Source organism: Bradyrhizobium sp. Leo114 (assembly GCF_055229415.2).
Window position 1 is genome coordinate 41403 of record NZ_JBUYEN020000032.1, and the last position, 26566, is coordinate 67968.

The 26566-nt window shown below is 59.9% G+C and carries 23 protein-coding genes and 4 pseudogenes; 5 read left to right on the plus strand and 22 right to left on the minus strand.

Features of this window, described 5'->3' with window-relative positions:
- Positions 1 to 194 precede the first annotated feature (194 nt).
- Positions 195 to 377, plus strand: coding sequence for a hypothetical protein (locus tag ACZIRK_RS31140; RefSeq protein WP_130227191.1), 183 nt, complete (start codon positions 195 to 197; stop codon positions 375 to 377).
- A gap of 595 nt (positions 378 to 972) precedes the next feature.
- Here the strand turns inward: ACZIRK_RS31140 and ACZIRK_RS31145 are convergent.
- The 11 genes and pseudogenes from ACZIRK_RS31145 to ACZIRK_RS31195 all read right to left on the minus strand — a co-directional run bounded on the left by ACZIRK_RS31145 (position 973) and on the right by ACZIRK_RS31195 (position 10283).
- On the minus strand, positions 973 to 2034 hold the full coding sequence (locus ACZIRK_RS31145; protein ID WP_474418766.1) for a filamentous hemagglutinin family protein: 1062 nt from the start codon (positions 2032 to 2034) through the stop codon (positions 973 to 975).
- Complete coding sequence (locus tag ACZIRK_RS31150; protein ID WP_474418767.1) at positions 2016 to 3929, minus strand: hypothetical protein; 1914 nt, start codon at positions 3927 to 3929, stop codon at positions 2016 to 2018. The genes ACZIRK_RS31145 and ACZIRK_RS31150 overlap by 19 nt, the downstream gene beginning before the upstream one ends.
- Before the next feature lie 19 nt (positions 3930 to 3948).
- Positions 3949 to 5196, minus strand: a pseudogene (locus ACZIRK_RS31155) (relaxase/mobilization nuclease domain-containing protein); the annotation flags it as partial.
- Between the two features lie 400 nt (positions 5197 to 5596).
- Positions 5597 to 6496, minus strand: a complete 900-nt coding sequence (locus ACZIRK_RS31160) for a lytic transglycosylase domain-containing protein (RefSeq protein ID WP_474418768.1) — start codon at positions 6494 to 6496, stop codon at positions 5597 to 5599.
- Entirely contained in the window at positions 6493 to 7005 is a 513-nt protein-coding gene (locus ACZIRK_RS31165; protein WP_474418769.1) for a S26 family signal peptidase, read from the minus strand. Before ACZIRK_RS31165 ends, ACZIRK_RS31160 begins: the two co-directional genes overlap by 4 nt.
- Positions 7002 to 7466, minus strand: a complete 465-nt coding sequence (locus ACZIRK_RS31170; RefSeq protein ID WP_474418770.1) for a DUF2840 domain-containing protein — start codon at positions 7464 to 7466, stop codon at positions 7002 to 7004. The genes ACZIRK_RS31165 and ACZIRK_RS31170 overlap by 4 nt, the downstream gene beginning before the upstream one ends.
- Before the next feature lie 289 nt (positions 7467 to 7755).
- Positions 7756 to 8637, minus strand: a complete 882-nt coding sequence (locus ACZIRK_RS31175) for a replication initiator protein A (RefSeq protein ID WP_130228972.1) — start codon at positions 8635 to 8637, stop codon at positions 7756 to 7758.
- A 20-nt stretch (positions 8638 to 8657) separates the two neighbouring features.
- The gene (locus tag ACZIRK_RS31180; protein ID WP_130228973.1) at positions 8658 to 8939 is read right to left on the minus strand and encodes a helix-turn-helix transcriptional regulator; all 282 of its coding nucleotides are present in this window, start codon (positions 8937 to 8939) and stop codon (positions 8658 to 8660) included.
- 134 nt (positions 8940 to 9073) lie between these two features.
- The gene (locus ACZIRK_RS31185; protein ID WP_245474987.1) at positions 9074 to 9577 is read right to left on the minus strand and encodes a DUF2285 domain-containing protein; all 504 of its coding nucleotides are present in this window, start codon (positions 9575 to 9577) and stop codon (positions 9074 to 9076) included.
- Between the two features lie 73 nt (positions 9578 to 9650).
- The gene (locus ACZIRK_RS31190) at positions 9651 to 9845 is read right to left on the minus strand and encodes a transcriptional regulator domain-containing protein (RefSeq protein ID WP_130228975.1); all 195 of its coding nucleotides are present in this window, start codon (positions 9843 to 9845) and stop codon (positions 9651 to 9653) included.
- A gap of 165 nt (positions 9846 to 10010) precedes the next feature.
- Positions 10011 to 10283: a DUF2285 domain-containing protein gene (locus ACZIRK_RS31195; protein WP_130228976.1), complete on the minus strand. Its 273-nt coding sequence runs from the start codon at positions 10281 to 10283 to the stop codon at positions 10011 to 10013.
- 165 nt (positions 10284 to 10448) lie between these two features.
- Between ACZIRK_RS31195 and ACZIRK_RS31200 the strand changes: the two genes are divergently transcribed.
- The gene (locus tag ACZIRK_RS31200; RefSeq protein ID WP_456644977.1) at positions 10449 to 10700 is read left to right on the plus strand and encodes a helix-turn-helix domain-containing protein; all 252 of its coding nucleotides are present in this window, start codon (positions 10449 to 10451) and stop codon (positions 10698 to 10700) included.
- A gap of 183 nt (positions 10701 to 10883) precedes the next feature.
- On the opposite strand, the pseudogene ACZIRK_RS31205 reads toward ACZIRK_RS31200, so the two are convergent.
- Positions 10884 to 12081, minus strand: a pseudogene (locus ACZIRK_RS31205) (DUF932 domain-containing protein).
- A gap of 363 nt (positions 12082 to 12444) precedes the next feature.
- Positions 12445 to 12756, minus strand: a complete 312-nt coding sequence (locus ACZIRK_RS31210) for a DUF736 domain-containing protein (RefSeq protein WP_130228978.1) — start codon at positions 12754 to 12756, stop codon at positions 12445 to 12447.
- Between the two features lie 260 nt (positions 12757 to 13016).
- On the opposite strand from ACZIRK_RS31210, the gene ACZIRK_RS31215 reads away from it, so the two are divergent.
- On the plus strand, positions 13017 to 13145 hold the full coding sequence (locus tag ACZIRK_RS31215; RefSeq protein ID WP_282526666.1) for a hypothetical protein: 129 nt from the start codon (positions 13017 to 13019) through the stop codon (positions 13143 to 13145).
- 310 nt (positions 13146 to 13455) lie between these two features.
- On the opposite strand, the pseudogene ACZIRK_RS31220 reads toward ACZIRK_RS31215, so the two are convergent.
- Positions 13456 to 13910: pseudogene (locus ACZIRK_RS31220) on the minus strand (chromosome partitioning protein ParB); the annotation flags it as partial.
- Positions 13911 to 14296: 386 nt separating this feature from the next.
- Here ACZIRK_RS31220 and ACZIRK_RS31225 point away from each other — a divergent pair.
- Positions 14297 to 14803, plus strand: coding sequence for a GlcG/HbpS family heme-binding protein (locus tag ACZIRK_RS31225; protein ID WP_130228979.1), 507 nt, complete (start codon positions 14297 to 14299; stop codon positions 14801 to 14803).
- A 224-nt stretch (positions 14804 to 15027) separates the two neighbouring features.
- On the opposite strand, the gene ACZIRK_RS31230 is transcribed toward ACZIRK_RS31225, so the two are convergent.
- Entirely contained in the window at positions 15028 to 16536 is a 1509-nt protein-coding gene (locus ACZIRK_RS31230; protein WP_474418771.1) for an amidohydrolase family protein, read from the minus strand.
- A 598-nt stretch (positions 16537 to 17134) separates the two neighbouring features.
- Between ACZIRK_RS31230 and ACZIRK_RS31235 the strand changes: the two genes are divergently transcribed.
- Positions 17135 to 17593, plus strand: coding sequence for a cupin domain-containing protein (locus tag ACZIRK_RS31235; RefSeq protein WP_130228981.1), 459 nt, complete (start codon positions 17135 to 17137; stop codon positions 17591 to 17593).
- Positions 17594 to 17917: 324 nt separating this feature from the next.
- On the opposite strand, the pseudogene ACZIRK_RS31240 reads toward ACZIRK_RS31235, so the two are convergent.
- The 7 genes and pseudogenes from ACZIRK_RS31240 to ACZIRK_RS31270 all read right to left on the minus strand — a co-directional run bounded on the left by ACZIRK_RS31240 (position 17918) and on the right by ACZIRK_RS31270 (position 26264).
- Positions 17918 to 19255: pseudogene (locus ACZIRK_RS31240) on the minus strand (DUF1254 domain-containing protein).
- A gap of 18 nt (positions 19256 to 19273) precedes the next feature.
- Complete coding sequence (locus ACZIRK_RS31245; protein ID WP_474418772.1) at positions 19274 to 20089, minus strand: integrase core domain-containing protein; 816 nt, start codon at positions 20087 to 20089, stop codon at positions 19274 to 19276.
- Positions 20090 to 21111: 1022 nt separating this feature from the next.
- Positions 21112 to 22197 (minus strand): adenylate/guanylate cyclase domain-containing protein, encoded by a 1086-nt coding sequence (locus ACZIRK_RS31250; RefSeq protein WP_474418773.1) that lies wholly within the window; start codon positions 22195 to 22197, stop codon positions 21112 to 21114.
- 57 nt (positions 22198 to 22254) lie between these two features.
- Positions 22255 to 22620, minus strand: a complete 366-nt coding sequence (locus ACZIRK_RS31255; protein ID WP_130228983.1) for a response regulator — start codon at positions 22618 to 22620, stop codon at positions 22255 to 22257.
- 2 nt (positions 22621 to 22622) lie between these two features.
- Complete coding sequence (locus tag ACZIRK_RS31260; RefSeq protein ID WP_165435479.1) at positions 22623 to 24071, minus strand: HAMP domain-containing sensor histidine kinase; 1449 nt, start codon at positions 24069 to 24071, stop codon at positions 22623 to 22625.
- Between the two features lie 124 nt (positions 24072 to 24195).
- Complete coding sequence (locus tag ACZIRK_RS31265) at positions 24196 to 25209, minus strand: ABC transporter substrate-binding protein (protein ID WP_474418774.1); 1014 nt, start codon at positions 25207 to 25209, stop codon at positions 24196 to 24198.
- 29 nt (positions 25210 to 25238) lie between these two features.
- Positions 25239 to 26264 (minus strand): ABC transporter substrate-binding protein, encoded by a 1026-nt coding sequence (locus ACZIRK_RS31270; protein ID WP_474418775.1) that lies wholly within the window; start codon positions 26262 to 26264, stop codon positions 25239 to 25241.
- Positions 26265 to 26566: the final 302 nt, after the last annotated feature.

Sequence of the window (26566 nt, forward strand, 5' to 3'; positions counted from 1 at the left end):
CGATGACGAGAGCTTGAGCCCCCTCTCCGCCCCTAAGCCGGAAGTTGCCCCGGTGCGCTGTATCTCCCGGCGTCAAGATAAGAGACAAAAGAAATGGCACGCATTTTCGGGACTGACGCGGCGAGTCAAAAATACGGAAACATCAAAAGAATCAAAATCTATGGCGGAGAGAGTTGGAGTCAGACTCACGATTCATGATCGTGGAGCTGAATTCCAAGCATCAACCGGCGCAGATGCGCCAGGCCGTCGTCAATGATGCCGACAAGACCGAAGGCAAGGATCGCGACCTGGTGCATGACGACTCCGGGACGCTCGGGCTCGCCGACGACAAAGATCTGAACAGGGACGATAAGGACTTGGCAATGAAAGATCGCTGAAGGGCAGGGTAATCGTTGTGGCAGTGGGCGGCCCCTGACATCGGCGAAGCCATCGCGCGTTGCGCACGGCCGAGAGCGCAATGTCGTGCTTGGTCGCTCGCTAGCAAGAGGCGCTGAAAGGATTGCTGGCGAGCTTCCGTCCGAACGTAGAGCCGGCTCGACGTTCCGGTGAATGATGCGGTCCCGCCCTTACTGACGCGTGCTAGCCAGCGGGAGAACAGGCTGCCCCCTTCACAGGCTTCACAATTCGCACAGCCAACCGCTATCGGCGGGAGTACAAAATCGCGGGAAATCGTAGTTTGGCGTACAAAATCGTGCCGCATGGTAGCGGGGGTCCGCCACATCGCTAAACCCACTGTTTTGGAAGCCCTTTTTTCGTACCGACGGGCAGCCTAACTCGCGAGGTCGCCTCCTGATACCCCGTCAAAGCCCGCCTTTTCGCACGCAATTCCTCGCCGCAAAATGTGTGTGCGAATAGGTGCAAATCCCGGAGGCGCAACATCCGATCTCCGCGAAAGCCCAAGACGACAGGCGCCCCTACCGAGTCGCCGCCGCGGCGATGATCTGCCGGGGGCCCGCAGACCTGACTGCTCAATCAGCGAGCGGAGTTCCGTTTCTCCTCGTCGGTGAGGGCCTGCGCCTGTTCGGGCGTCAAAGTGCCGTTTCCGACCACCTGAAACACGCTGTTGGTGTCGTAGCTCTGCCTGTTCTTGCGGCCCGGCTGCTCTTCGTTTTCAGGACCGCCGTCGCCGCTGCCGAAGCCGAGGAATTCGACGATGATGATCGAAGGCCGATCGCCGTCGCGCGATGCTGCTGGCAGCGTCGCCGTTTGCGCGGCGGAGCCGGCCACGTTGGAGGCTTCGGTCAGGCCGGCGATGTTCGGCGCCAGCACCGTTGGAAGCCCCGTCGTCGCCCCTGATACCGTGATGTTGGCGGCATTGAGGATGCTCAGCGCCGCGATGTTGAAGTCGCCGACCACCCGAATGCCCGCATCGCCGGCATTGATCTCGCCGCGGAAGGCGAGGAGATCCATGCGGCTTTTCTTGCGCACCGGTCTGTCCTGTTGCGGGCCGCCCGATGTGCCGGCCGGCGGATTCCACGTGGGCTGCTTCGCCGCCGCATCGCCGCTTGCCTGCAGCGCATCCAGTACGCCGATGCCGGCGCCGGTCGAAAGGCCGAAGGCGTCGACAGAGACGCGCCCGTCGTTGTCCATCGTGAACTGCAGCGGAATGTTGAAGACCGATGTCTTGGCGCCAGCGCCGGCGCTGATATTGCCGTTCGAGGTCCACATCGTCAGATCGCCACCCTGCAGCGTGAACACACGGGAGACGTAAAGATCAATGCTATCGTCGGCCATGATGCGGACGTCGCCGCCACGGCGGGTGATGATGCCGCCCTGACCATAATTCTTGGCGTCCTCGCTGTGATAGCCTACGGTGACCGTGCCGTAAGGCGCCATGATGCTGATATTGCCGCCGGACTGGGTCTGCACGATGCCACCCCGCACCATCACATCGCCCCAACCGCCGCTCACCTGTGTGGGCGAGGCCCGAAACAGCCTGTCGATCGCCGAATAGCCGCGGGTGTACTGCTTGAATCGAAGGCTGTCGGCGCCGTTGTAGTCGATGCCGGTCTCCTTCAACTCGGTGAACAGCACTTTCTGCAGGAACGCCTGCTGGGTGAGCTTGGCAGCGCGGCGAACAGCGCACGCCGTTCGCTGGCCGGCCGGTCTTCGTAGCTGAGGCCCTTGAGGAACTCACCCAGTTCCTTCTCGTAGGTCCGCACTACCTTGCCCGCATTGGCCGGGTAAGACAGCGGGAAGGCTGGATCGGAGGCGTTACGAGGATCGAGATAAAGATCGGCGAAGCCGGCATAGTCCGCACCGCCGGCGGTGCCAGCGATCATGTTGATGTCGCCGCCCTTATCGGGAAGCGCCAGATTGGGGGTGTCGATATCGGTGCCCTTACGGGCTTCGCCGAAATTGGCGACCAGCACATTGCCGGTGCTCATAATGCCGCCGCGGGACAAAATGCCCTCACCGGCAACGAAGGTGAGATTGCGGCCGGCTTCGACCCACAGCGCACCTTCGCCGAGGAAAGCGATCTGCGGTCGGATGATGTCTCGTCCGGCGATGACGCTTGACACCTGCGAGGCATTGTTGTGCTGCGCAATCACCGCTCCGTAGAGGATGTCCTCGCCGGCATAGACATCGACCGGCTTCGGTACGGTGAGCTTCCAGGTGAAGGAAGGTTGCGAAGGAGTGGTGCCGATCGTGCCGTTCAGGGCGTACAGCCTCACGGGGTCGGGATCCGCGGCATGAAGCGGAACGAAGCAACGCTCCCAGTTGGTGTTCGCGCCGACCGGCTGCGGAAGCGCGTCTCCGACTCCGAGTTGAAGGAACGTATTGCGATCGATCGCAAAGGGCGTGAGCGGACCGCGACGATATTGTGCGGCAATATCCTCCATCCGGATCTGCTGCTCGGAGACAAGGATGTCGTTGTCAGCCAACAGCTCCAGCGTTCCCGATGCGCTGGACGCCAACACCAGTGGTAGAGCCAGCTTGGACTCGACTGAAACATCGCTCTGAAGCGAGGTCAGGCGTAGCGTCGGCGGCAGAAGATTCAGCTTGGAATCAAGCCGAGCCCTCGGATTGTTTTCGCTGGTCGCACCAAGTCGAACCTCATAGGCCCCTCCGAGGCTCAGATCCGCCGCTCTCAAAATGTTTCCCTGATATGCGACGTTGCCCGAGGTCGAACTCGCATCGACCGCAGCACGATCGGAGAAGCTGACGAAGGCCGATCCGCGCTTGTTTGCCGTAAGATTGGCGTCCACTTGCCCAATCAACGTCGGATCGTAGATGCCTTCGATGGTGATATCGCCGACCGCGGTGACGCTGGCGGTCGCATCCATCAGCCCGATCAGCATGGCGACCGGCGCATCCCGATAGTACGGCGAACTGGAGAAGCTGGTCCGCTCCCGCCCGAGTGCGCCGCTCGCGGCGATGCGGTTGCCGGCATTCAGCGCGGCATGGCCGCGGCCGAGCATGTAGACGCCGCCGAGAAGATCGCGCCCGGTCTCGATGTCCAGATTGCCGCCGCCACGGACGACGAGGTCTTCGGCCCGGGCGACCGGCCCGGCCTGGTCCTGAGGCGTCGTCGGCGTGGTGAGGTGCCCGGTCGTCGGAATGGCGACCGAGAGGTCCTTGCTGTCGCGACCCGCGCGCACCCGCACATCACCGCCACCGAGCGGGCCGACGCCGGACTCGAAATTGGCAAACATGATCGACCAGCTCGCCTGGTCCTTGACCGTCGACGCCGCTGGATCGCCGGTCCAGTTGGTCTCGCCGTAGTGGAATAGCCAGGCCGCCGTGCTCTGTTTGACCACCGGAGCGGTGATGTCACGCCCTGCGGTCAGAATGATGTCGCCACCGGCGGTCGGGTAGTCGCCGAGCTTGGAGCCGACAACGAAGCCCGCCGCGGTCGGCGTCTTCATTCCCGCGGTGTAGATCACCGATGTGTTGGACTTGAGCTCGATATCGCGGCCCGCATTCACGCGGATATCGCCGGTACCGGTGCGGACGATCGTATCGGCGCGATGTCGCGGCCGCTTCGACGATTCCGCCGATCGGCGGTGCGTGGTCGAAAGCCTCAAGCCCGCGGAAGCGCACGTGGTGCGCGCGTCCGTCTGTTCCGTCGATCAGGGCGTAGGCCTCGCCAGTCAGTTCGTCATGCAATCCCTGGTCGACCAGCCGTCCGATAATCTCGGACGACGGCTGTCCGCCTTCGATGACGGAGTCGGCGACGCAGCGCGCTTCCCCACGTTCGGTAAAGGCGCGGTGCATGGTCTTGATGATGTCGCCGCGCATACCAAGGTCGCGCAAGCTCCGCTCGGACTCGAGCCCAACCATCCATTCCCCCGGCGCGGCGGACGCGGCAAGGCCCATCTTCTCCAGATGTTGAAGGCGACCGACCATCAGGCGCCGGATCTCGGGATCAGACTTGCCGGGATTCTCTGGGCGAAGGTCGATATAGCCGGTCTCATCTGCTGCCAGCCGGATCTCTCGATCTACCCGCGTCCATCGCTCCGCCGTGACTTCCCTCTCCAGTGAATTGCGGATCTCGTGCTCCGGCTTTGGACCCAGTTCGATGGCGACCAGTTGCTCGGCGCGTGAGCGCAGTCCCTGGCTGATGTAGTCGCGGGAGATCACGAGGTCCGCCCCTTCCTCATCTACGCCCCGAACGAGGAGGTGGACGTGAGGGTTGTCCGTGTTCCAGTGATCGACGGCGACCCAATCGAGCCGAGTACCGAGATCGACTTCCATTTGCCTGGCGAGATCGCGCGTGAAGGCTCTGAGGTCGGTCATCTCAGCGGCATCCTCGGGTGAGACGATGACACGGAAATGATGCCGGTCGTCCCGTCAGCGATCCGCGAAGCCTGCGTCGTCAGTGCGGTCACTGCCGGCATCGAACATCACCGCCTTCTCACTGTTACGGGTGACGCCGTCACGCTTCAGATAGGAAAGATGGGCGGTCAGCGGCGCGGAACGGAAGGATCGTCCCTGGTGACGAACGACGCGCGCCTTCACCACTACGCGGCGGGCCGGGCTGAACAGGCGGTTGCGGCTAAAGCTGATCCGGCCGCGCCCGAAGGTCGAGCGCCCATAGCTGGAGGAGCGCCCACCCGCAGCCGCATGCGAGGGGCTGTGACCGGCCTTCTTCACCGCACGCAGCACCTGGTTGATGAAGCTCTTGGGCTTTGGCGCTCGCGTGCCGCGGATGCGGCCAGGCCGGATGCGCAAATCGCTGTCGCCCACGCTCACGGCAACGGCTCCGCGGACATGAAATCGCAGCCAGTGCCGAAAACACTGTTGAATTCATTGGCAAAAACATTAGGCGCGGCACGCGCCCCGACCGACCGGCACGGTAGAACCCAAGCCATCCCAATGGCTTGCGGTTCGACCGGCGAGCCTCTTTTATCTCGCCGTCCTGCCGTCCTGCCGTCGTGGTGTCGTGGTCTCCCGGCCGCCGGTTCCCGAAAGAGCCACCGCGACTTGGCACCCAACTCGCGAAGCCCCAACTGCTTCCGAGCGCTTGCGATAGCGATCGTTACCCGAAGGGCCGAGACACCGTAGGGTGGCTCGGTGAGGAGCGAAGCGACGAGTAGAGCGCAGGCCGAAGGCATCGCCCATACGCCATCAGCTTGCGAACCCGCACACTTGGTCATTGCGATAATCCCGAATCTGATCGAGGAACGAACACGCCACTAGGCCGGGGGACCATGGGCGAAACATCGGGCGCCGAGATTGCGGTCGTGGCACCGCTCGACGGCATGAGCGCCAGCAACCGATCGCGCGTTTTCATTCGATCGGACCGCGTGACGAATAGCGTCGCAGCTGCTGATGACTGTCCGCTGGACGTCCGCCTCGGCGGCAGTTCGATGGCAAGCAGATTTGCAAGCTTTGCGACGTATGCTCGCGTCTCGTCGGGCAAAGAGCCGCCTGCGAGATGCTCCTCATAGCGAGATGGTCCCGCGTTGTACGCGGCAAACACGCCAGCGAAGCCATACCGATCGAGCTGTTCGCGCAAGTAAGCCGTGCCGGCCAGAATGTTGTCGTGCGGGTCGTATGGGTCGTTCCCGAGATTGTAGCGCTCGCGAAGTTCCGCCCAAGTCGCCGGCATGATTTGCATCAGGCCCAGGGCGCCTCTGGGCGACTTGGCGTGCACATCTCCAGCGCTTTCGATGCTGATGACTGAACCGATCCAGTCCATCGGAATTGCAAAACGCTTCGAGGCTTCGTCGACGAAAGCTGCAAACGGGTTGCTTGCCTGAGCAACCGCGCGACCTACCACCGATCCACTTTCAGCTAGAGCAGCACTGTCCGACGCCGCGAAAATAAGTAGCAGCGACACGACAGCCCAAATACGCACGCCCGACCAAGCCAAGCATGCCGTCGTGCTCGCGCCCGTCCAGGGTAGAGCCGCTTCGCGCCGGCCATTCGGCCGCCCTGGACTGCCGCTGCGCGCGCCAGCCTTGCAAACATTGGTCGGGACGGAGGAATGGCCCCGCGATCGATCGAACAGAGGAATGACGAAGCGAACACGTGGAGCATGCACGATCATTCCTCCCATGTCCACACGGGCAGCGCACGGCCGATCACGGCCGATACCGGAAGAAATCCAAAATACCGGCCGTCCAGGGAGTCGTCCGACTGCCAATTCATGAGAAAGAGCTCACCGTCGCCGACGACGCGGCAGCCCTGCCATTTCGGCAGCGGCCTGCCTCGTCTGTCGCGATCCTTCGCCTCGCCCACCGCAATTTCATCGACCGAAATCGTGAGGCCGATTCTGCAGACGTTCTGCCCCGGCAGCGCCAGCACGCGCTTGAGCATGGGGACGCCGACCGGCAGATAGCCGTTCAGGTCGAGGAACGTCGCAAGCGGCTCGGACGGCTGAACGGCGACCAGCTCGGTGTCATGGAAGCGCTCCACCGGTCGCAAGCTATAGAGGCCGATTGGCACGCTCGCCGAAATATTCCAAATGTAGAGCGGAACCGGCTCCAGAGCGAATGTCGCGACGAGCGCAGCAGCCGCCCCAAACGTCGCAGTCAGCGTCTTCATGCGGCCGGTCATCGCATTATCCTCTGACGGTGAAGCCAAGCCTGGTGGCGCGCTCTCGTATACGGACGCGGGTTTTCGTTGACGGACAGGCGGTTATGAATGTGATGCCAATGATCAGGCGCAACATCAGCTGGATCGATGCCGAGCGCCTCAACGGCATCGATTATTTGCAGCACGCGCTCGACCTTCGGCCAGCCTGACAGCCGCAGCAAAATCTCTCCGCCGGGCTTCACGTAAGGCACGGTCGAGCAGCGCTGTCCTGGCGCAACCGCGCGCAAAATGTCCACGCGCGAAATGATTGTCCCAAAGTCGTTGGAGGTCCAACGGACGAAGGCAAAGATGCTGCCGGGCGCAAATGACAGGACACGCCGGTGGCGATCGATCTTGCGTTCCTCGACAACGCGGCCGAACCGAATGCGGTTTTCTATGCGCTTTTCGATCCACAACACTTCCACTTCCGTGAGATCGCTCATACGGCGGCACCCTGACGCTGGAGTTGGCAACCGTGAGCTTGGGACTCGGTGGAGAGTGCGTATGGCCTGGAAAGGCAGGCTGGACTGTCGGGCTGCCGTTGCCGAGCGCCGCCAACGTGGCTTTTGGCCTGCTCCGTTAGAAGAAATCCGAAGGATTTCTGGTTAGTAAAGTTAGAGCGGCTGGAAAGCGCGGAGAAACAAGCTCTTAAGTCCGATTCCGGTCCCCGATAGCACGAGGATCGGGTCCCCGATAGCACGAGGGTTGCGGTCCTCGATGGCACGAGCTGATTCACAGGTTGTCCTCCGAATTTGGAACGAGACCGCGACGGCGCAAGCGGGCCGTTAAGGGATCAACAGGCGTAGGTGCGAAATTCAATCGCTCGCTGCCGTTCCGGTCTCGCGTGAGCACGAGCTGATAGCCGGGCAATGTCTGGCGCTGGACGATCTGGCGGACGTCGTAAGCAAAATGCTTAAGCGGCGAGATGATGCCGGACTTGGCATGGAGGTGCACAAGGTCGAAGCTCCAGCCGCCATCTTGGCGTCCACCGTGCTTGCGCACGACGCGGTAGAGCCACCGCTCAAGCCCGCCCGTGAGCTCGAAATACGCGCGATCGATCGTCAGCACGAGCGCGTCATCGATGACGCCGGCATAGAACCAATCCGGCAGGATCAGCTCGATCCCAAATGGCCGACCGTTTGCATCGGCCGTCTCTTTCCATTCGTTGATCCAGGAGAAGCGGTGTCGCCGTCGTTCTGCTGGCTGACGGATCGATGTCAGCACGGTTGTTGACTGAAGCCTGTCGAGGCCGGCCTTGAGCCGATCATAGTCGCGTGCGCTGGTGCCACGGCCGACGAACGTCAAGATCTCGTATGGCGTTGCAGCCATCAGGCGCGAGGTCTTCAAGCCTGCGTCACGCGCTTCGACGATCTGGGACGCGGCCCAGATCAGAACGTCTGCATCCCAGATGGTCGCCATGCCGTGTTCCGGCACGGCTTCGACACGAATTGCGATCGCACCGGCACGAAAATCGATCGGCACCACACGTTTCGTCTTTGCAAGGGAGAAGAACGGATAGGCCATCAGATCCTGCGCGTCGCGGGGCGCGAGATCGCCGGGCAACGCCCGGAAGAGCTCAAGCTGATCGCGCTCGGAACGGTGCTTGCGCCGCATGGTCACTGCTCACGCGGCAATCAGCGACGTTCCTGGCCCGCATACGGGCGCAGCGCGGGATGCTTCTTGGCCGGCAACACCGTTCCCTTGCCGGGGTCAGAGGTCGAGGTCTTGGCGCCGCGGTCGGCCCACGCTTTCAGATCATCAACGGCGTAAACGACCCGTCCGCCAATCTTCCGATATATTGGTCCCGTGCCGTACGTGCGGTGCTTCTCCAACGTGCGACCGGACAGGCCAAAGTAACGCGCGGCCTCAGGCGTACGCAGGAATCGCGGGGGAAGACCGGCCATCGGATCGGGCATTTGAGGACTCCAAGAGGACAGCGCACCACGCAAGGCGGTGCTGGCGCGTGTGCGGTCATCATGGAGAAGCGCGATGTCGGACGGGGATGCCGAAGTTTGAGGGGACGATTTTCGATACCCCCTAAGCGGAAGGGCTATTCGTCCCTGCGCCCGGGCCGGAGAAGTTTGCGGTAACCACCGCGCATCAACGCGAGGCCGCCTTGCACCAGGCGGACCGTCCGATTGCGCAGATCATGCGTCTTCCAGGCACGATCGGGGATTCGCTTTTTGCCGAACAGCGCTTCGGCGATAACGCGATAACTTCCGCCGGTGCTGTGAGCATCGAGCGCACGGATCGCGGCGCTCAGACGTTCGCGCCGCTGTTTAGATAATTGGTGAAAGGCAGGACCTGGCACGCGTCCATTCATCGCGCGCCACAGCCGGCGGGCTGCATACGCACGCGCGTCGAAATCGCCATCAAACGGCAATTCGGCTGTGTACGACGCGCCGAGCTGCGGCGGCTCCTTGGACCAGATACGGTGATCTACCGCACCGATGCGCAGCACGGCGTGCCAGCCGTCGGCGGCGCGCCGCACCTGACCTGTTGCGAGGTCGAGCAGCGGTTGAGACGCTGAACCGCGATCGGCGGCCGAGACCAACTTGACCGGAACGACCGCCGCTAGAACCTCAGGCGCCCAAAAGATCGTCTGCTCGTCGAAGGACCTCCGCGGGTCATGGGCGAAAGCAGAGGCCCCACCTTCTCCTGAATTCTGGTGTCACTTGGCCATCGGGACTGTTGGCAATCATCGCCTCAAAGTCGCGGCGATAGTCCGCGTTACGACGAAGACATTCCCAGGCGATGTCGGTGATTTCGGCGTCTTGTAGGCTCTTGTAAGAATCCGGCGATCGCCAGTCGAACTCAGGCATTGCTTCCGCCCCATTGCATGCAGCTAACAAGGATTGCGGCGCAATAATTATAAACGATTCAGTTGTAGGAAGTCCCTAGTTTGGCACCACGTGGTGCACCAGAATGACCACCGGTTAGCCAAAGAAAAACGTTCTGCCTGCAGGTCGCCAGTCGGCGATTTTCTTCTATTTCGATCCGGTGCCGCGTAATAGACGGCCCTGCTCAGTCACCCATTTGGCGCGCGAGAGATGACTCTGATATGCGGTCCGCGCACGATCCGGCTCTCGCTCCGGATCGATGTGCAAGACGATTCGAGCGACCTCCCGCCAGTCCGCTCCCTGACCCTCCGCCTGCATAAGGCGAATGTACGTCACCACATGCTGTTCGTCATAGGCGGTCAGATTCGCCTCGTTCGGCGCAACATCCGCGACGTCAGGATCTAGCTGGGGCTTCGTCATGAGCATCCTAGCAAACTGCGAATGATTCTAACCTCTCAGACCGGTCGAGATTGTCCAACATTCTCATTTTAGCCCCATTCCGGGTTACCGACCAGCGAGCGAGCGGCAGCAATTACATACTATAGGAGATAAACCTCATAGTATGTAAAGAAGCAACTTGCGCTGATGGACATGCGCAAGTTGGTCGGCCGGAATTTCGCAAAACTGCGGAAGCAGAAGCGCTTCACGCAGGAGAAATTCGCCGAAATGTCCGGCTTCACCCAGCAGTATATTAGTGACCTGGAGCGCGGCCGCCGTAATCCGACTGTCGTAACCATTTTTGAGCTCGCCAGCACGTTAGGTGTCAGTCACGTTGATCTGGTGATCCCCGACGAGGAGGCGCGAAGCGACCGATCAAAGCCAGCCAAGCGGAAATGATCGGGTCGCAAGTCATTCTAAGTCATCATAACCCTCGACTCTTGCGAGCCGGGCCGAAGGCCCGGCGAGCGCCGGACGCGGATACGCGTCACCGCCGTCGATCCGGCTTGCCGGAGCGGCGGCGGTGCACCAGACCTGGACGCAAGGCCGCGCAACCGACCTCCGGTTACGCGGCCTGTGTCTTTAGACTGCACGCTCCATCAAGCGCTTTGCTTTGCCCTCCAGCTCAAGGCGTGTGTCCTGATGAGCCCTTTCCGCGAGCAAATGCGGTGATGCCCTGCACGAAATCAAAGATGCTTTCCGGCTTGCGATTTTCTTCACCCAGAACGGTCTCGACGATCTTCGCGCTCTCCGATTTGGAAAACCCGCCTTTGCGGAGGAAGGTCTCCCGGTCCTCGTCCGTGCGGGCAACGATCCGTTCCCTTGCAGCCTTGATGCCGGCGATGAATGGCGCGGGTGAGGAATTGGCAAAGCTCGTCAATGCGGGAGCGGCTTCATGCGCAAAGCGTTGCGCGGCGAATTTAGAATGCCTGATGGTGATCTCCTCGAAATTCTCTACGCCCCAGAGATTGCGGTTCATGCAGACGGCGCGAAGATAGAAGCTCGCAATTCCGAGCGTCTTGCTACCAACTTCGCTGTTCCAGCAATAGAAACCCCGGAAATACAAATCCGGTGATCCATCCGCCAGACGCCCCGCTTCGATCGGGTTGGTGTCGTCGACCAGAAACAGGAACACATCCCGGTCACTGGCATAGAGCGTGGTCGTGTCCTTGGTCACGTCCACAAAGGGATTGTGGGTCATGGTTGACCAGTCCATCACGCCGGGGACTTTCCACCGCGTGTCACCGGTGCCATTGCCCGCGATCTTCATGACGGCTGCGACTAGTTCATGATCCCAGATACGGCCGTAATCCGGCCCGGTAACAGCACGAAGCTCGACGCGTCCGCTGTTGGTCTCCAAAGTCTTCACGGGCTCGGCGCGATGCGACAGCAAGCCGTGTTGCAGGTTGATCGCGGATAGGGCTGCGGGAAGCTGCCGCAGATAGGATGTCGGCGCACCGACCAGCGTACACAACTGGCCGAAGCTCCAATGGGTCGGCGCTACCGGCTCCTCGCGTCCCGGCACTGTCAGGGCCAGCCGCTCGGCATTGTCCCGGCTCGCCTCCACCCGGATGGTTCGGCTTTCCACCGTTCGCGCTTGCGCGCGCTCGGCCCGGCCTCGCACCGATTCATAGAGTTCCGGCAGGTTCAGATACCGCTCGTCATCCGGTCGCGCAAACCACTCGGACGACACGCGGCCAATCCGCTGGCCGCGCGATACATCCACGCGGAAGCCGCCGGAAGCAGGCTGTTCATTCTGAGACAAGGTCATCATGTTCATGGTCGTTCTCCTATGGGCTGAGGTTGAAGCGCAGCGCTGCGCTGCAACCCTGCCCGTCGGCGAGACCTGGGGTAGCAAGGGCAAGGGCGGCCGGAGCGGAGGGGGATCACCCGCCTGACAAGGGCGCGCCAACAGCGCGCGTCTGCACGCGCCCGACGACATCGTCGTCATTGAATATCTTTGCGCGGAAGACCGGGGATACCGCTCCGGCCGGCACGGAATCGTGCTTCACCCTTGCCCGCGCGAGGGCGGAGCCCTTAGCAATTTCTTCAAAGGAAAATGCGCTTCTGCTTCCTTCCAAAGCGGCGCAAGAAACGCAAAAGGCCCCGCCTCCGGAGAAGCGGGGCCGATGATCCCGAGGGATCAGTCGCCGTTGCGGCGGGACCAGATCAGGGTGAAGCCCTCGTCGCCTTCGACCTTCACCAGCGAGGCGTAGATCGGGGCCGGGAAGCTCGGGTCGTCGAGCTTGACCGAGAGGTATTCGCGGTCGCTGTCGCGAGCGGTTTTCTTCCAGGCCGCTCCGAACTCGGTCACACCGTTGAAGATGCGGTAGTCGGGCGCCTTGTCGTTATCCTTCTCGGATGCGGCGAACCTCGCCTTAATGTTCAGCGTCAGCGTCTTGATCGAGCCGACGTAGCCGTTGTCCGAAGTGGTGAAGGTGCCGATGGTAGCCATGGTGGTCTCCGTTTGTTGCTCGGGCCGCGCCTATCGCAGCCTCGATGGCGATCCTTGGCCCGGGGAGCGATCGGCCCGCAGCCTTCAGGCCCGCAGCGCCAGCGGAAGACGGCGATAGCCTGCTTTTTTGTCTCCCGCGAGGAATGCCGCCATTTCGCGGCAGGGGAAAAAAGCAGGCGCAGCCATTGCGGGGAAGGCGATCGAGGCTTTTGCCGTCCCTCGGGCCTGATCAGCCCATTCGAGGTTGCGTTGGACGCGCCATGAACGAGCTGACGGAGACCACCATGGCGGCCGACACCGACGCAGCACAAGGACGGGACTGGATCGATCGTACACATGCTGACATCAGCGCATCAACGGCAAGAAAGACGCATTCTGGCAAACGCTAGCGCCCCTCGTCGCATTCCCGCGTGGCAGGATGAAGGTGCTGCTAGAGCGATCCGCCAGGCAGCGCTTGCAATACCCCAGTCTGCAGACGACAAAGCGTCCGGCCTCATCGCTTGCTGTTGATAGGCGAGCACCACATAGCGGTCCACATGGCTGCCGCAGGCGGCGTCGATCAGAGTGATCGAGGTCTCGCTCGTGGCGGGGCTTCCATTCAGCGGTCGCCGCTGTGCGCAAAAAAAATCGGCCGCGCGCCGGTCAGGCGCGTGGCCGAAATTTTGGAACCGGGGCCGCTCGCGCGGCCCGGCTTAAGCCTCATTCTGCGGCCTGCGAATATTCATCATCGCCTTGCGCCTCGCTTGGCACAGCCGCCCGATCCTCCGGCCTGGCCGTTCTCAGCAGCGAGGCAGCCAGTCGGTGGCAGCCAGCAATTGCTCGGCGGCTTCAGCCATGTCGACCTTCATATCCACCATTCGCTCGGCGGCCTCGCCGCTGACACCTTCGCAAACAGCCTCCAGAATGCGCGCCTTGGTGACGCGACCAAGATAGCTGCGCACCGTTGGCCGCCAGAAGCCGGTCATGTCGAGAGACACGGCCTCCGCAAGCCGGTCGGCCGTTGCCAACGCCCGCGGCCGCCGCTCCCACGGCAGTTTCACCGCATTGACGGTGAATGCGGCGCAATGCGCAAACAAGTCCATGCGACTATCGTGGTCGAGTTCGGCCACGAAAGTCCAAAGGTCAGTGACGTCACGGGGCATCTGCCTTGCCCAATTGTTTGCCGGGCGCAGCGATACGGCCGCATCGGCTATCTGCCCGCCTGCAAATTGTTGATCCAGCATTCCGCGTTTCCCGTCTCGGGCCCCTATCAGAAGCCCGGTTTCGTGGCAAAATACGCCGAAGGTCTGCGCCGTGCGGGGTTTCCCGAATGAGCGCACGCAGCCCGCAAAGTCGCTGATGCCATTGTCGAACGACCGCGATGTTAGCTGCGGTGCATAAATCCGCTTGTGGCTCTTCTCGGACATTGCTGGCAAGCAGCTAGGCGGCACGCCCCGGCCAATGGACTCTGGTACGGATTGGCGCAATCCTGCGGTCGCAAATAGTCCCAGTGCAGGGACTGCCTATTTAGCCGACCAGCAAATATCGGGAGGACAACAACATGAGGACGCAGGACAAGACGCTAGTCGCTTCCATCGTGGCTGCAGTGATACTCACCGCAACAGCCAGTGCTCAACAGGCGCCATCCCCACCTCCGATAACGCCTTATGGAGCGCCACTGGGGCTCGAGGCAGCCAAGAAAGTGATGGCTGCCGCGGAAACGGAGGCCGAAAAGAACAACTGGGCGATGGCCATCGTCATCCTCGACAGCACGGGCCACACGGTGATGCTGCACAAGCTCGACAATACGCAATACGGCTCTCTTATGGCTGCCGAGGACAAGGCGCACAGCGCGATTAACTACAGGCGCCCTAGCAAGGTGTTCGAGGATCTCGTGGCGCAGGGGGGCATGGGTTTGCGTTCATTGGCACTCCGTGGGGCATCTCCACTAGAAGGCGGCATTCCCATTAATGTGGATGGCAAGATTGTCGGGGCGATCGGCGTCTCTGGCGGGACGTCAGTTCAGGATGGCCAAGTCGCAAAGGCGGGTGCCGACGCCGCGAAGTGAAAACCGCGCTCGCATCACCGAGGTCGCCTTGTCGCGCGGCCTCAACGCGTGCGCCTTGTCGCTTATGCAACTGGCGACGTCCGCTGTTGGCCCAAGAGCGAAGGTCGGCTTGGCTTCGAAATGGTCCGCTTTATCGGGGTAGCGCGGAAGTGACCGACCGATCAGCCAAATGGCGCTATTGGACCCAAAGTCGAAGTCGGATTGGCGGTAGGCGCGCCGTTCACCTAAGTGGCGCGAACATAACCGTAGCGCAGGTTCGAGGGCTGCTTCGCGGCTTGTGTGTACTCGTTTTTGAGCGCTGCGAGGCGGTCCTCGGAAAAGGTCGGCATCCTGATGTTCCCAGCCGCCTTCAGCTTGATCTTGTAGAACCTGGTGGCGTTGCCCGCGAAGATTAGCTGCTTAGTAGCGCTGTTGGCATCGCCAAGCGCCGCAAAGCCGTACTTCTTCTGCATATCCTCCGGGATTTCGAGCCTACGCAGCGCCTCGATCTGCCACTGCGGTGAGCCGTACCAGACCGAATCGGTGCCCCACATCACGTGGTCAATCCCCATCCCCTTGATCAGCGTGCCGACCAATGCGGCGCAGAACTTCGGATGCGCTACAGCCGAATTGGCAAAAGACGTGCCGAGTTCGGCGTAGACATTGGTGACGCCGAACTTCTGCGGGATTTCCGCGAGATCCGAGGCCCATTGGATGCGGCCGGTCTGCTCGAACTCGGCCCACGCCTTGTCCGGCAGTTCGAGGAACGCCCGCAGCGCCGAGTGATAGATCACGAAGTTCATCTGCGGCCAATCCTTGGCAGCCTTTCCGATGTCCGACGCGGTTGCGTATTCCCATACGCCGGCGAACGACTTTTCGTAATCGGGCGGCAGCAGCCCCTTATGGATGCATAGCGTGTTGATGCCGGCCTTCACGGCTTTGTCGTAGAATGGATACATCACCTGCTCGTCGTCGAGTCGGTATGGGAATTTGGAGGGCGCGAGCGGATCGCCGATCGTGTAGGCCTTCCAGGAATCCGGCTTGTAGACCTCGATTGCCTTGTCGACCTCCTCCATCCAGCCGGGCTGCTTGGGGGTGATGACGCTGTGCGCCAGCAGGCGGCGTGAACCGGCGAAGTCGTTGATGAATTCGCGCGCCTTGACGATCTGCTCGTTGGACAGAAGCCACCAACTCGGATCGTCGAACGGCGCACCGCTGAGAAGCGCCATATTCATATCACTGTCGTAGTAGATTTCTTTTACATAGTTCTGGAACTTGTAGCGGGCGAGCGAGGAGACGCCCTCATCTTTCATCTTGGGGTTCCAGTGCTGGCTCGCGAAGTCCGCCAGCCCCAAAAGCTCCTTGTGATCGAAGTCATCGCGCACGAAATAGGTCTGGACATCGAAGATGAACTGGCCGGCGAGGGTTTGCGCACGCGCCAGCATCAGCTCGGGTTCGCGGGCCTCGGCGGGCGTGACCTGGAAGACATTGCCGTAAATGTCGTTCATGGCGAGGAACGCTGCCGCCATGCCGCAGCTCGTATGCAGGAACTGCCTGCGGCTTAAGGCGAGGTGCTTGCCGTTCACGTCGGCAAGTTCGTTGATCCGTGCCTCGACCTTCTTTTGCGTAGCGCTCTGTGGAGGTGGGAGATACTCGCCGTTGGAAACAATCTGGGTCGGAATCGGCATTGCCGCCGATGCCGTCTCCGCGCCCGCGACGAGACGCTGTTCTCGCTCACTAAGCCAGGTGCTCATTGTTCTTCTCCCGTTTGTTGGTATCGACGGTGCTGCGCGGTGGGCGCATGAGGCTGCGTGTTTGGTCACTCCCCAGTTAGGCGGACCGACTCGTTGCGCCTCTCTATGAAGTCACCACACACGCGCCACGCTCAAGCGGGTCGCTTTACCCTGCGGAAGCGCAGATATGCTCGAAAAGCTGGTTGCGGTGGCGGCGTATGGTCGTTGAATTGAATGCTCAAACCTCGATCGGAGCAAGGCCATGTAATCTGACAGTCACGCTGTCCCAACACCGCATCATTCTCTCATCTGATCGTTTTCACGGCCGAGGTGTAAGCTCGTCAGCTCATGGCCCATCGGCGAAGTGGTGAACTACGTCACCGAGGTCCGCTTGGCGAGGCACAGCGGACTAGATTTCTTCGGTTGAGTTCTTCGCGTTTTTGATCCGAAGCGGGCATCAACCCGTTTGCCAGGCTGTAAGTCAATATCTCTGCCTTTATTGTTCGCCTGCAGGTAGTATAGCCTTGCGACTGTACGCGGCGCGCAGCTTCTATCTCAAACTCACGCTCGCCGCATTGCGACTTGAGTTCTCTTGCTGCATGGAGCTTGGGAGATTCTCATGGAAAAATTGCTTCTGACCGCGACCAGCTTGATTATGCTGTCTGTTCCGGTAATCGCGCAAGATACTGAGGCGCGGCTGATGCCCGAGGCGCTCGTATGGAAGGATAATCCAGCCTTTCCAAAAGGCGTTCAGATTGCCACCTTGGTCGGCGATCCCAGCAAGAAAGGCGAAGTTGTCGTCTTGCGCATCAAGTTTCCAGCGAATTTCCAAATGCCTCCGCACACTCACCCCTATTCTGAAGTTGTGACCGTCTTAAGCGGGGCAATCGGCAGCAGTCATGGTGAGAAATTCGAAAAGAAGGGTGATCTCCTAAAACCTGGCTCGTTATGGGTGTACCCTGCGAAACACCCGCATTTCGCGTGGACCGGAAGCGAGGAAGGAATACTTCAGGTTCAGTTCATTGGCCCAGGTGGCATCGATTACATCAATCCTGCTGACGATCCGCGCAAACAATAACGGCTGCACGAAGAAGCGACGGCGGTTATGTCCGGTCTTGCCCATGGCCGAAACCCGGATTGAAGATCGCACGTCAACTCACCGGGTAGGCCGGACGCCGCTCTAAGTCGCTATTGGCCCCAAGCAGGCGGTTGGTGGATGTCTGCTATTCCGCCGCTGTTAAAAGCTAACCAGACATCCCTCGAACGGGCCGAAAACGACGCGATTGATCCAAATCGGTCATGGAGTGGCTGCTGTTCGACAACGGCGCTATGCTCCCGCCCCGCGGGGTATCTGCAATCGTTTGGAGCGGGAGCAATCGAAGACCGGCACAATCAGATCACGTTAGCTAGTCTTCTCCACCTTTGGCGGCGTCCATGTATCGTCGACGATTGAAGGTGGGTTTTCATCCGGCCAGTACATGCGGAGCATCAGCTTGAACTTGCCGTTTGGTGCGGGAAGCCAATTCGACTCCTTGTCCGGGCCCGGCGATTGATTTTGGATGTAGAGGTCCGTTGAGCCATCAGCGTTGGTCTTCAGATCTTGGCGAGGACTGATAGAGTAGCGATTGATGGGATTGGCGACGAAGAAATAATTGGCGTCATACATCTTGACAGACCAGCAGCCGCGCGCAGGTGGCAACTGTCCTTTGGGAAAGCGCAGGAGGTATTTGTTAGCTCCGTCGTAATCGTGATCCTCGGCGTCCCTCTGGGAGAACGGGTAGATGGCATCTTGGGTGCGGTTTGCGCCAAGGCCGATGGCAGTTACTATGGCGCGGTTTAGATAGTCCGTTCCGTATATTCCAGTCTTCGTGTCGTATATCCAGCCGTTGACGTGCTTCACGGCGTCGTTCACCTTCGTTTGAAGAAGGATGCGATCAAACGCGACCTGCGGGATACGTTTAGCGAAATCCGCCCGCAGCTCGCTGGCATCAAAGTCTTTGCCCGGCACCAGCCCGATTTTGGCGAAGCGCGCGACTTCGGGAGCATCTGCCGCATACGGAGGGTTGTCCTTCATCAATTGCGCGAGGAGCGTGAAAAATTCCACCGCGTCCATTCGATTGACCTGGTCTCGCACCGGCGTCTTCATATCGATGGACGGGTCGACCGTCCCCGCCGGCGGCGTGTATTCCTTCCCGTAAGACACTCAGCGGGACCATCTTCAATTGATCTTGCAACGCATGGACGGCAGCATAGTCCTCGGGTGTACCCGTGCAGTAGAGGCGTCCGATGAGCCAAACAATGTTCGTCGGAGACTTCAATTCCTTTACACCTGATGGCAGGGCGCCGCTCCAGTTCGGGCCGGTAATTGCGTAGGTCTGCGCTCCGGTGCCTGTTGTTCGCGTTCCGGTACAGCAAAGACGGTAGTCCATCCGTCCAGCATCGGCAGCAGGAAATATCGACCCTTCATGTCAGGAACGCTGAGCACCCAAGGTTCTTTGTCGACGTAGAAGAAACCGGAGCTGTACAGCGTGTCCGCATTTGGCGCCGTTACGTCACGAAAAGATGCGTTAGGGTATTGGCGCAGGTTGATGATCTGACCCATCGGGCCGCGTGTGCCCTCTACTTTTGGCTGGTTTGTAATAACCCTGCGCGTCATTTCGACGGTCACCAGCGGATAGCCATAGATGTAAGCATCCGTGGCCAGCCAGAAATCCTCAGCGCCCTCGATGATGTCGAAAATCGGTCCATCCTCCTGTCCTCATCGCAAATCAATCCGGGCATATTGGTGGTGCAGCCCACCCAAAATCGGGCGACAGATAATGCGTCCGACTGTCTCGGCGGCGCGTGATATCGGCGCGTCCTTGTTCAATGACAGATGGGGTCGCGTGCCATTGTAGTAGCTCATGTACGAGAGCAGCACGTGGCGCAGATGGCGTTCGCCAAAGACTACGGCATGATCCATGCATTCCCTCCGGATTGAACCGATCAGCCGTTCTGCATGGGCGTTTTGCCAGGGTGAACGAGGAGACGTCGGGCGATCTCGGATACCGATGGATCTCACCCGGCGTGTGAATATCTCGGCGTAGGCACCATCGCGGTCCCTGATCAGGTAACGAGGGATTTGCTCCCAGCCACACGCCTCCGTCAGTTGATTGGCGATCCATTCGGCAGTTGGATGCGCGGTCACCCCGCACCACAGGATCTGCCGCCGGCCATGGCCGATGATCAGCAAACCGTAGAGCAGTCGGAATGAGATTGTCGGCACGACGAAGAGGTCCATTGCGACAATGCCATCCGCATGGTTGCGAAGAAACGTCTTCCATCCCTGCGAGCGAGGGCCCCTCCTCCGCGCCATATACTTGGCGACGCTGGTCTGACCGATCTCGATGCCGAGCTTGAGAAGCTCACCATGGATTCTCGGCGCTCCCCACGGCGGGTTGACGATGCTCATCTCGCGGATCAGCCGGCGAATTTCCAACGGTGCAGTTGGTCGACCGCAGCGGTGCCGCGATTTCGAGCGCCAATACGCTCTGAAACCGGCACGGTGCCAACGGATGATGGTATCCGGCTTCACTATCGTCAGCGCCTTTGATGGTATTTGGCACCAAACGATACAGCCCAACAAAAATCAGGCGATCTATGGCACTGAAGGCCACTCTCTTCGGCACATGCCGTCGCTGGATGTTAAGTTGATGACGAAGGATCAGGATCTCAGCTTCCAACGAGACCCGCGACCGGAACAATATGACCAGCACGGACCAGACCAGGCTGTAAGCTTCTCTCATGAGACAGAAGCATTGCGCGATTCGGCCTCACATACCAGCCGGATTAGGTTTCCGACAGGGACAGCTGAGCAGTCATGCTTTCGAACCGGCGTATGCCAACGAAAAAAGATTCGATGATCAAAAATCAACGCGAACAAACTTACTAAAAGCCGTTCAGCCGACCAAACATAGGTCCGAATGCTCGCACTGGCCAATTGCAGCCGCCAACCCAACGCAAACCCTGGAATGATCGTATAGCAGAGCATCACCGCCCAGCCAAAGAGAACTGGCCAAACAATGTAACAGCCCCAATAGGTAACCACAAATACGAGCTCCACGGGCATAGGCCTTGCGAAATTGTACTTAACGGTTTGAGAGCCTATGATAGTGGTAGAAAGGCTCATCACAATGGGTGAAGCGATATTTGGTTTATTGCAGGTTGTGGGCTTGGTCACCGGCAAACGGTTGCTTCCGTGGGTGTCAGGCGGTCGAGTGATCCTTATGCCGCAGAATGCTTCATCCGGGCCGTTCCGGCTTGCTCCTTACTAGCGGCTGCCAAACGGCCAGATTGGCGTAGACCTTGATTGTTTCACGCCGATCGCTGCACTGTTTTACCTTCTCGCAATCGTAGGCTTGTGCTGTCTCTTTCTGTGACACTTCCCGATCCGCGATTACATCGCTAGTTACGTGACGTGGTTGGTTGCACTTTGCCGGAAGTCCGGTTGGGGTCATTCGCGTCGGTTTGGCCGCGTACCCACGACTTCCCCTCTACGCCTATAAACAAACATCGTTACCGGGCGAGCCGGACCTCCAGCCGGGCGCTTCGAAGGGACTAAGTCATCTCAACGACGTTGTATGCCGCTATCGGACGACGCAACCCCTTGAGCGTCAGTTCACCCACGGGCTCCGCGGTCGCCCTCGCGTCAAGCGCCTCCCGCACCTTACCATCAACGAGAATCTGACCGTCGCGCGCCTCCGCGCAAAGACGGGCAGCTAGATTCACCACGGTACCGATCGCGCTGTACTCAGAACGTCCCTCAAAACCGATGGCGCCGAGCGTCGCATATCCATACGCAATGCCGACTCCAAAACCAAGGTCATGTCTTTCACGCCGCCACTTATTCGACAATTCCAATAGGCGGCTTCGCATCGCGACCGCCATTTGGACAGCTCGGTTGCATGGATCTGCACAAGGTATCGGATCGCCGAAAATCACCATGATTCCGTCGCCCAGGAACCTCTCCAATGTGCCTTCAAACTGGTGCACGAGGGAGCCTAAGGCGGCATGATATTCTTGCATCACCGCCATCACCTCTTCGGGTTCAGCAGTCTCTGCGAACGCGGTGAAACCGCGAAGGTCACCGAAGACTATCGTTACCTGTCTGCGGTGGCTCGCCAACGGCTCATATGTCGATGAAGAAAGAATCAACTCCGCTATTTGCGGCGACAGAAACCGCTTCAAACGGCTGACCCGTTCAATTTGCACAACTTGCTCCTCAACACGCTGCTCGAGCCTTCTATTCCACTCGGCGAGCTCGACAGCCTGGGCTTCAGCTCGATCATGCAACTCTTTAATTCGGAGCATGGAGCGCACACGCGCAACGAGGGCTGCATGGTCGACCGGCTTGGTCAGATACTCGTCAGCACCCGCGTTGAGTCCCGCGACGACATCCTCTGATTCGGTCCGCGCCGTCACCATGATGATTGGAACAAATCCCAGCGTCGTATCGATCTTCAGTCGCCGGCAGACCTCAAAGCCATCGATCTTCGGCATCATGACGTCGAGGAGGACAACGTCTGGCTCTACTTCATGCACGACCGCGAGCGCCCTCTCGCCGTTTTCAGCCTCCACGGTCTGATAACCCTCGGCACCGAGGCGCGCGGTAAGAAGGCAGCGATTCGTTTCGTTGTCATCCACGATCAAGATTCGGGGTGGGACATGCATCTCCGCTCCACATCACCACGCACGGGGCCCTCATGGCAGGTATCGATGGATCGTCTCAAGTAGCTTTCGTGCGCTGTAGGGTTTAGCGACGTAGGCATCGCAGCCAGCCGCGCGTGCCTTTTCCTCGTCGCCGCTAAGCGCATAGGAGGTGACGACAATGATTGGAATATCGCGAAGATCCGGCTGCGCTTTTATGCGACGTGTCGCCTCATATCCGTCGAGAAGAGGCAGTTGGATGTCCATCAGGATCAGGTCCGGGCTATGGGTCCGCGCCGCCATGAGCGCTCCTTCGCCGTCGTGCGCCTCGATCATTTCATAACCGACGCTTGCAAGCAGATCGCGCAGAATCTGCCGATTGTCCTCCTGGTCTTCGACGACAAGTACGCGCTTGCTCATGCCTACACCGCCTGCTGCTCAAGGCGGGCCGGCACCAGAAAAGAAAACCGAGCGCCCTGGCCGACGCGAGATTGGATCCAGATTCGTCCGCCATGCATTTCCACAATGCGCTTTACGATTGCGAGGCCCAACCCCGCGCCTCCCTTCGTCTTGGTGATCGAGTTATCCACCTGCTGGAATTCCTGGAAGATTCTGGCTTGGTCCGCCTCGTCGATGCCAGGTCCTGTGTCCTGAACAGAAAAGACATAGGAATCTGCCTTCGCCTCCACTTCTATTCGGACCTCTCCCCGGTCTGTGAATTTGATCGCGTTACCAACGAGATTGAACAGGGCCTGAGCGAGCCTGCGTTCGTCTCCCCGCGCGGGCGGCAAGCCAGCGGGAACGGCAATTCTCAAACTCAGGTTCTTGTCCGCGGCGAGCGACTCAACGGAGGTATGGACAACATTTACCAGCTCCTCCACCGAATAGTCGGCCAGCGAAAGCCGAAGCTGTCCGGCCTCAATCTTGGAGAGGTCGAGGACGTCGTTGATGAGCCCGAGCAGATGTCTGCCGTTCCGTTGGATCCTTTCGATGGCGGGGCGCATCTTCTCTGGCGGATCGCCGTATATGCCGTCCAGCATGAGCTCCGAAAAGCCGAGTACCGCGTTCAAGGGTGTCCGCAATTCATGACTCATGTTTGCGAGGAACTGCGATTTGTGTCGGCTCGCCTCCTCAAGGCTCCGGTAGAGCTGCTGCAGCTCGTCGCAGGTCGAATTAACGTGCGCCGCAAGCTCCCCGAGCTCGTCCCGATTGGGCACCTCTATGCGCTGCGCAAAATCGCCAGCGGCTATCCGGTTCAAGCCGTCGTGAATAATGCGGACTGGCTCGATCACCGAGCGGGAGATCGCATGTCCTAAGACCAGCGTAAGGACAAAACTTGCGAGAGCGACCACAGTGACGAGCATCTGTGATTTGGTGTAGGTTTGTCGGCTCGCATCTATGCCGGCCACCATGTCTGCTTCAGCCCGATTGACCAATTGATTAGTCAGTCGTTCGAGCTTGTCCGCGAGAGGTCCGAGCTCCGCGAGTTCTCTCTGTTTGGCCTCAGCCGCTCGTCCACCGCGGATGAGCTCCGCAATGTTTGAAACGACGGCTATGAAGCGCGCATATTCTTCGCGCACTTGGTTGAGCAACGCCACCTCGTCCTTTGCGACGAACGAGACGCGATCAAGGTCATACCCAAACTGATTGACCTGCCGCAGCACAACTGCCAACGTCGTTTCATTTGGAAAGGCGAGCGCTGTCGACACGCCATAAAGCTGCCGGAGCGTATTGTGCTGCATCTGCCGATATGCCTCGATCTTCTGCTGCAGACCAACGACTTGGTTCGCCCGCTGATCCGCCTCGCGCAGCGAGAGGAGTCCGATTACCCCAACCGAGACCAAGAAGACCTCGATGGCGAAGAACGCCATCAGCAATTTTGTGCGCAATGAGGGTCGTAGTGCAAAACCGAGAAGAACGTCGTTTATCGACGCGCCATCTCCACTTCCTCGCAATCTTGCAGGGAGTGGACGCTGGCCAAGGAACGACGCCGAATCAGCTTCCAAGTTCACGACGAACCTCTTTAAGAAACCGCCAGTCGGCTGCATCCGCGATAATTTTGGCTGGATTCGATTTCAGCATCTTCGCTTCGCGCAGACGAAGCGCGTAAAAGCGGATAGTGTCCTCGGGATCGTATTCGCGCCAGCGGTTGTACGGCACATCCGCAAGCGTCTGAGCCGCATAGTCCTGACGAGGCGTGAACCCCCCGTCCACCATCCGCCGCGCAACAAGGGCTGGCGAGCTGACGCACAAATCCGTAGCTCGGAGCATGGCGCGAACTACACGTTTGGTTGCAATGGGATTCTTCCGGACGAATTCACGAGTCCCCGCCAACATGCAGCAATAATATTGTGACCATGGGCGATCTTGCGCACTGTTAACGATGACATGACCGATATTCTGCGCACGCAGGCGCTGTGGTTCCGGAGGGAATCCAAGGAACGCGTCAATCTTACCCTCAGCAAACAACTCGATCGGCTTAACCGATGCACTCGTCACCCACTCGATATCCTTGGCTGGATCAAGTCCGACAAGCGCCGCCATCGCACTGATGAAAACGTGCGGGCTACTGCCAAGCCCCTGCTGGCCGACGGTTCGCCCCTTCAGATCGGCAACGCTACGTATGCCCTCCTTGGCGAACAGCTCGAAGCAGCCGACATGAACTCCGGCCACAATAGTAATGCTCGCACCTCGATCGATCTCGAGAAGAAGCGGACCAGAGAAATGCAGGGTGAAGTCGATGTCGCCCTTCGCGATTGCTCTGGTTTGCTCTACGCCAGCGTCGGAGTCGACGTAAACCACGTTTGTAAACCCCTCGGCATTCAATAGATCGCTGACCACGTACTGAGGTGCGATACAAATGCTTGGGTTCTTCGCAAGCCGAATTGTAGGAGTCTCCGGCGGCGGATTGGACTCTTCGGCCCTCAGTCGAGCTGAGACGCTCCCAAACAGGGCTGCGGAAGCTGCGTAGGCCCCAGCCAGCAGCAAGTCGCGACGGTTTGTATGCATCGGGACCTCCTCGAAAGCGCTGTAGTTGATCAGCCTCCCAATTCACGTCGCACCGCGTTGAGGAACCGCCAGTCAGCTCCATCCGCGATGAGTTTCGCAGGGCTTGACTTGATCATTCCAGCTTCGCGAAGACGAAGTGCGTAAAAGCGGATTGTGTCCTCAGGATCGTACTCGCGCCAGCGGTTGTACGGCACGTCCGCAAGCGTCTGGACCGCGTAGTCCAGGCGAGGCGCGACCCCCCCATCCACCATACGCTTCGCAACGACGGTCGGTTCGCTCACGCATAAATCCGTGGCTCGGAGCATGGCGCGCACCACGCGTTTGGTGGCAACAGGATTTCTTCGAACGAATTCGCGATTGCCCGCCAGCATACAGCAAAAATATTGCGACCATGGGCGATCCTGTGCGCTGTTGACGATAACGCGCCCGAGGTTCTGCGCGCGCAAACGTTGAGGTTCTGGCGGAAATCCGAGGAAGGCGTCGATCTTGCCGTCTGCAAACAATTCGATCGGCTTGACCTTCGCGCTCGTCACCCACTCGATGTCCTTGGCGGGATCGAGCCCCACAAGCGTCGCCATCGCGCTCAGGAATACATGCGGGGGCGACTCGAGCGATTGGACGCCGACGGTTCGACCCTTCAGGTCGGCGACGCTGCGTATGCCCTCCCGGGCGAAGAGCTCGAAGCAGCCGACATGAATCCCGGCCAGAACGGTAGTGCTCAGGCCTCTATCGATCTCAAGAAGGAGCGGCCCAGAGAAATTCAGGTTGAAGTCGACATCGCTGCTTCTCCAGATCGCTTTGTCTTGTGCGGATCCGTTACCTACGAACCCGGTTTCGACGTGAACGACGTTTGTGAACCCCTCGGCGTTCAGCAGGTCTCTGACGACGTAGACAGGCGCGATGCAAAGGCTTGGGCTCTTCGCGAGGCGCAGCGTAGTGGTCTCTGGCGGCGGATCGCGCTCTTCGGCTCTGAGCCGAGTGGTAATGCCCCAAAGCAGCGGAGCGGAGGCGGCGCAGCATCCCGCCAACAACAAGTCGCGGCGATTCGTAGGCATCGGGACCGCCTCGAGAACCTTAGGGTTACTTCCGGGGGCCGAACTTCGGGCCGAGGTAATGTGCGGGAGAAAGGGCCCCGCTCTCGATAAAGATATCACTGCTGCGCTACGTCGGATATGGCCGAGTACCTGACGTGTTTGCAATCGCAGCAATCCTCGGCCTCGGCCTAGGGGCGTGAAGGCCACCATCCTACAATGTCGGGCCTTCCACAGACCGCCGACATGGCGGCTCTGCTGCGTTGTCGGCTTAGGGTCCAAAAAGCGTGGGCGTAGCGCCCGCTCAGAACTTCCGGCCTCTCCCT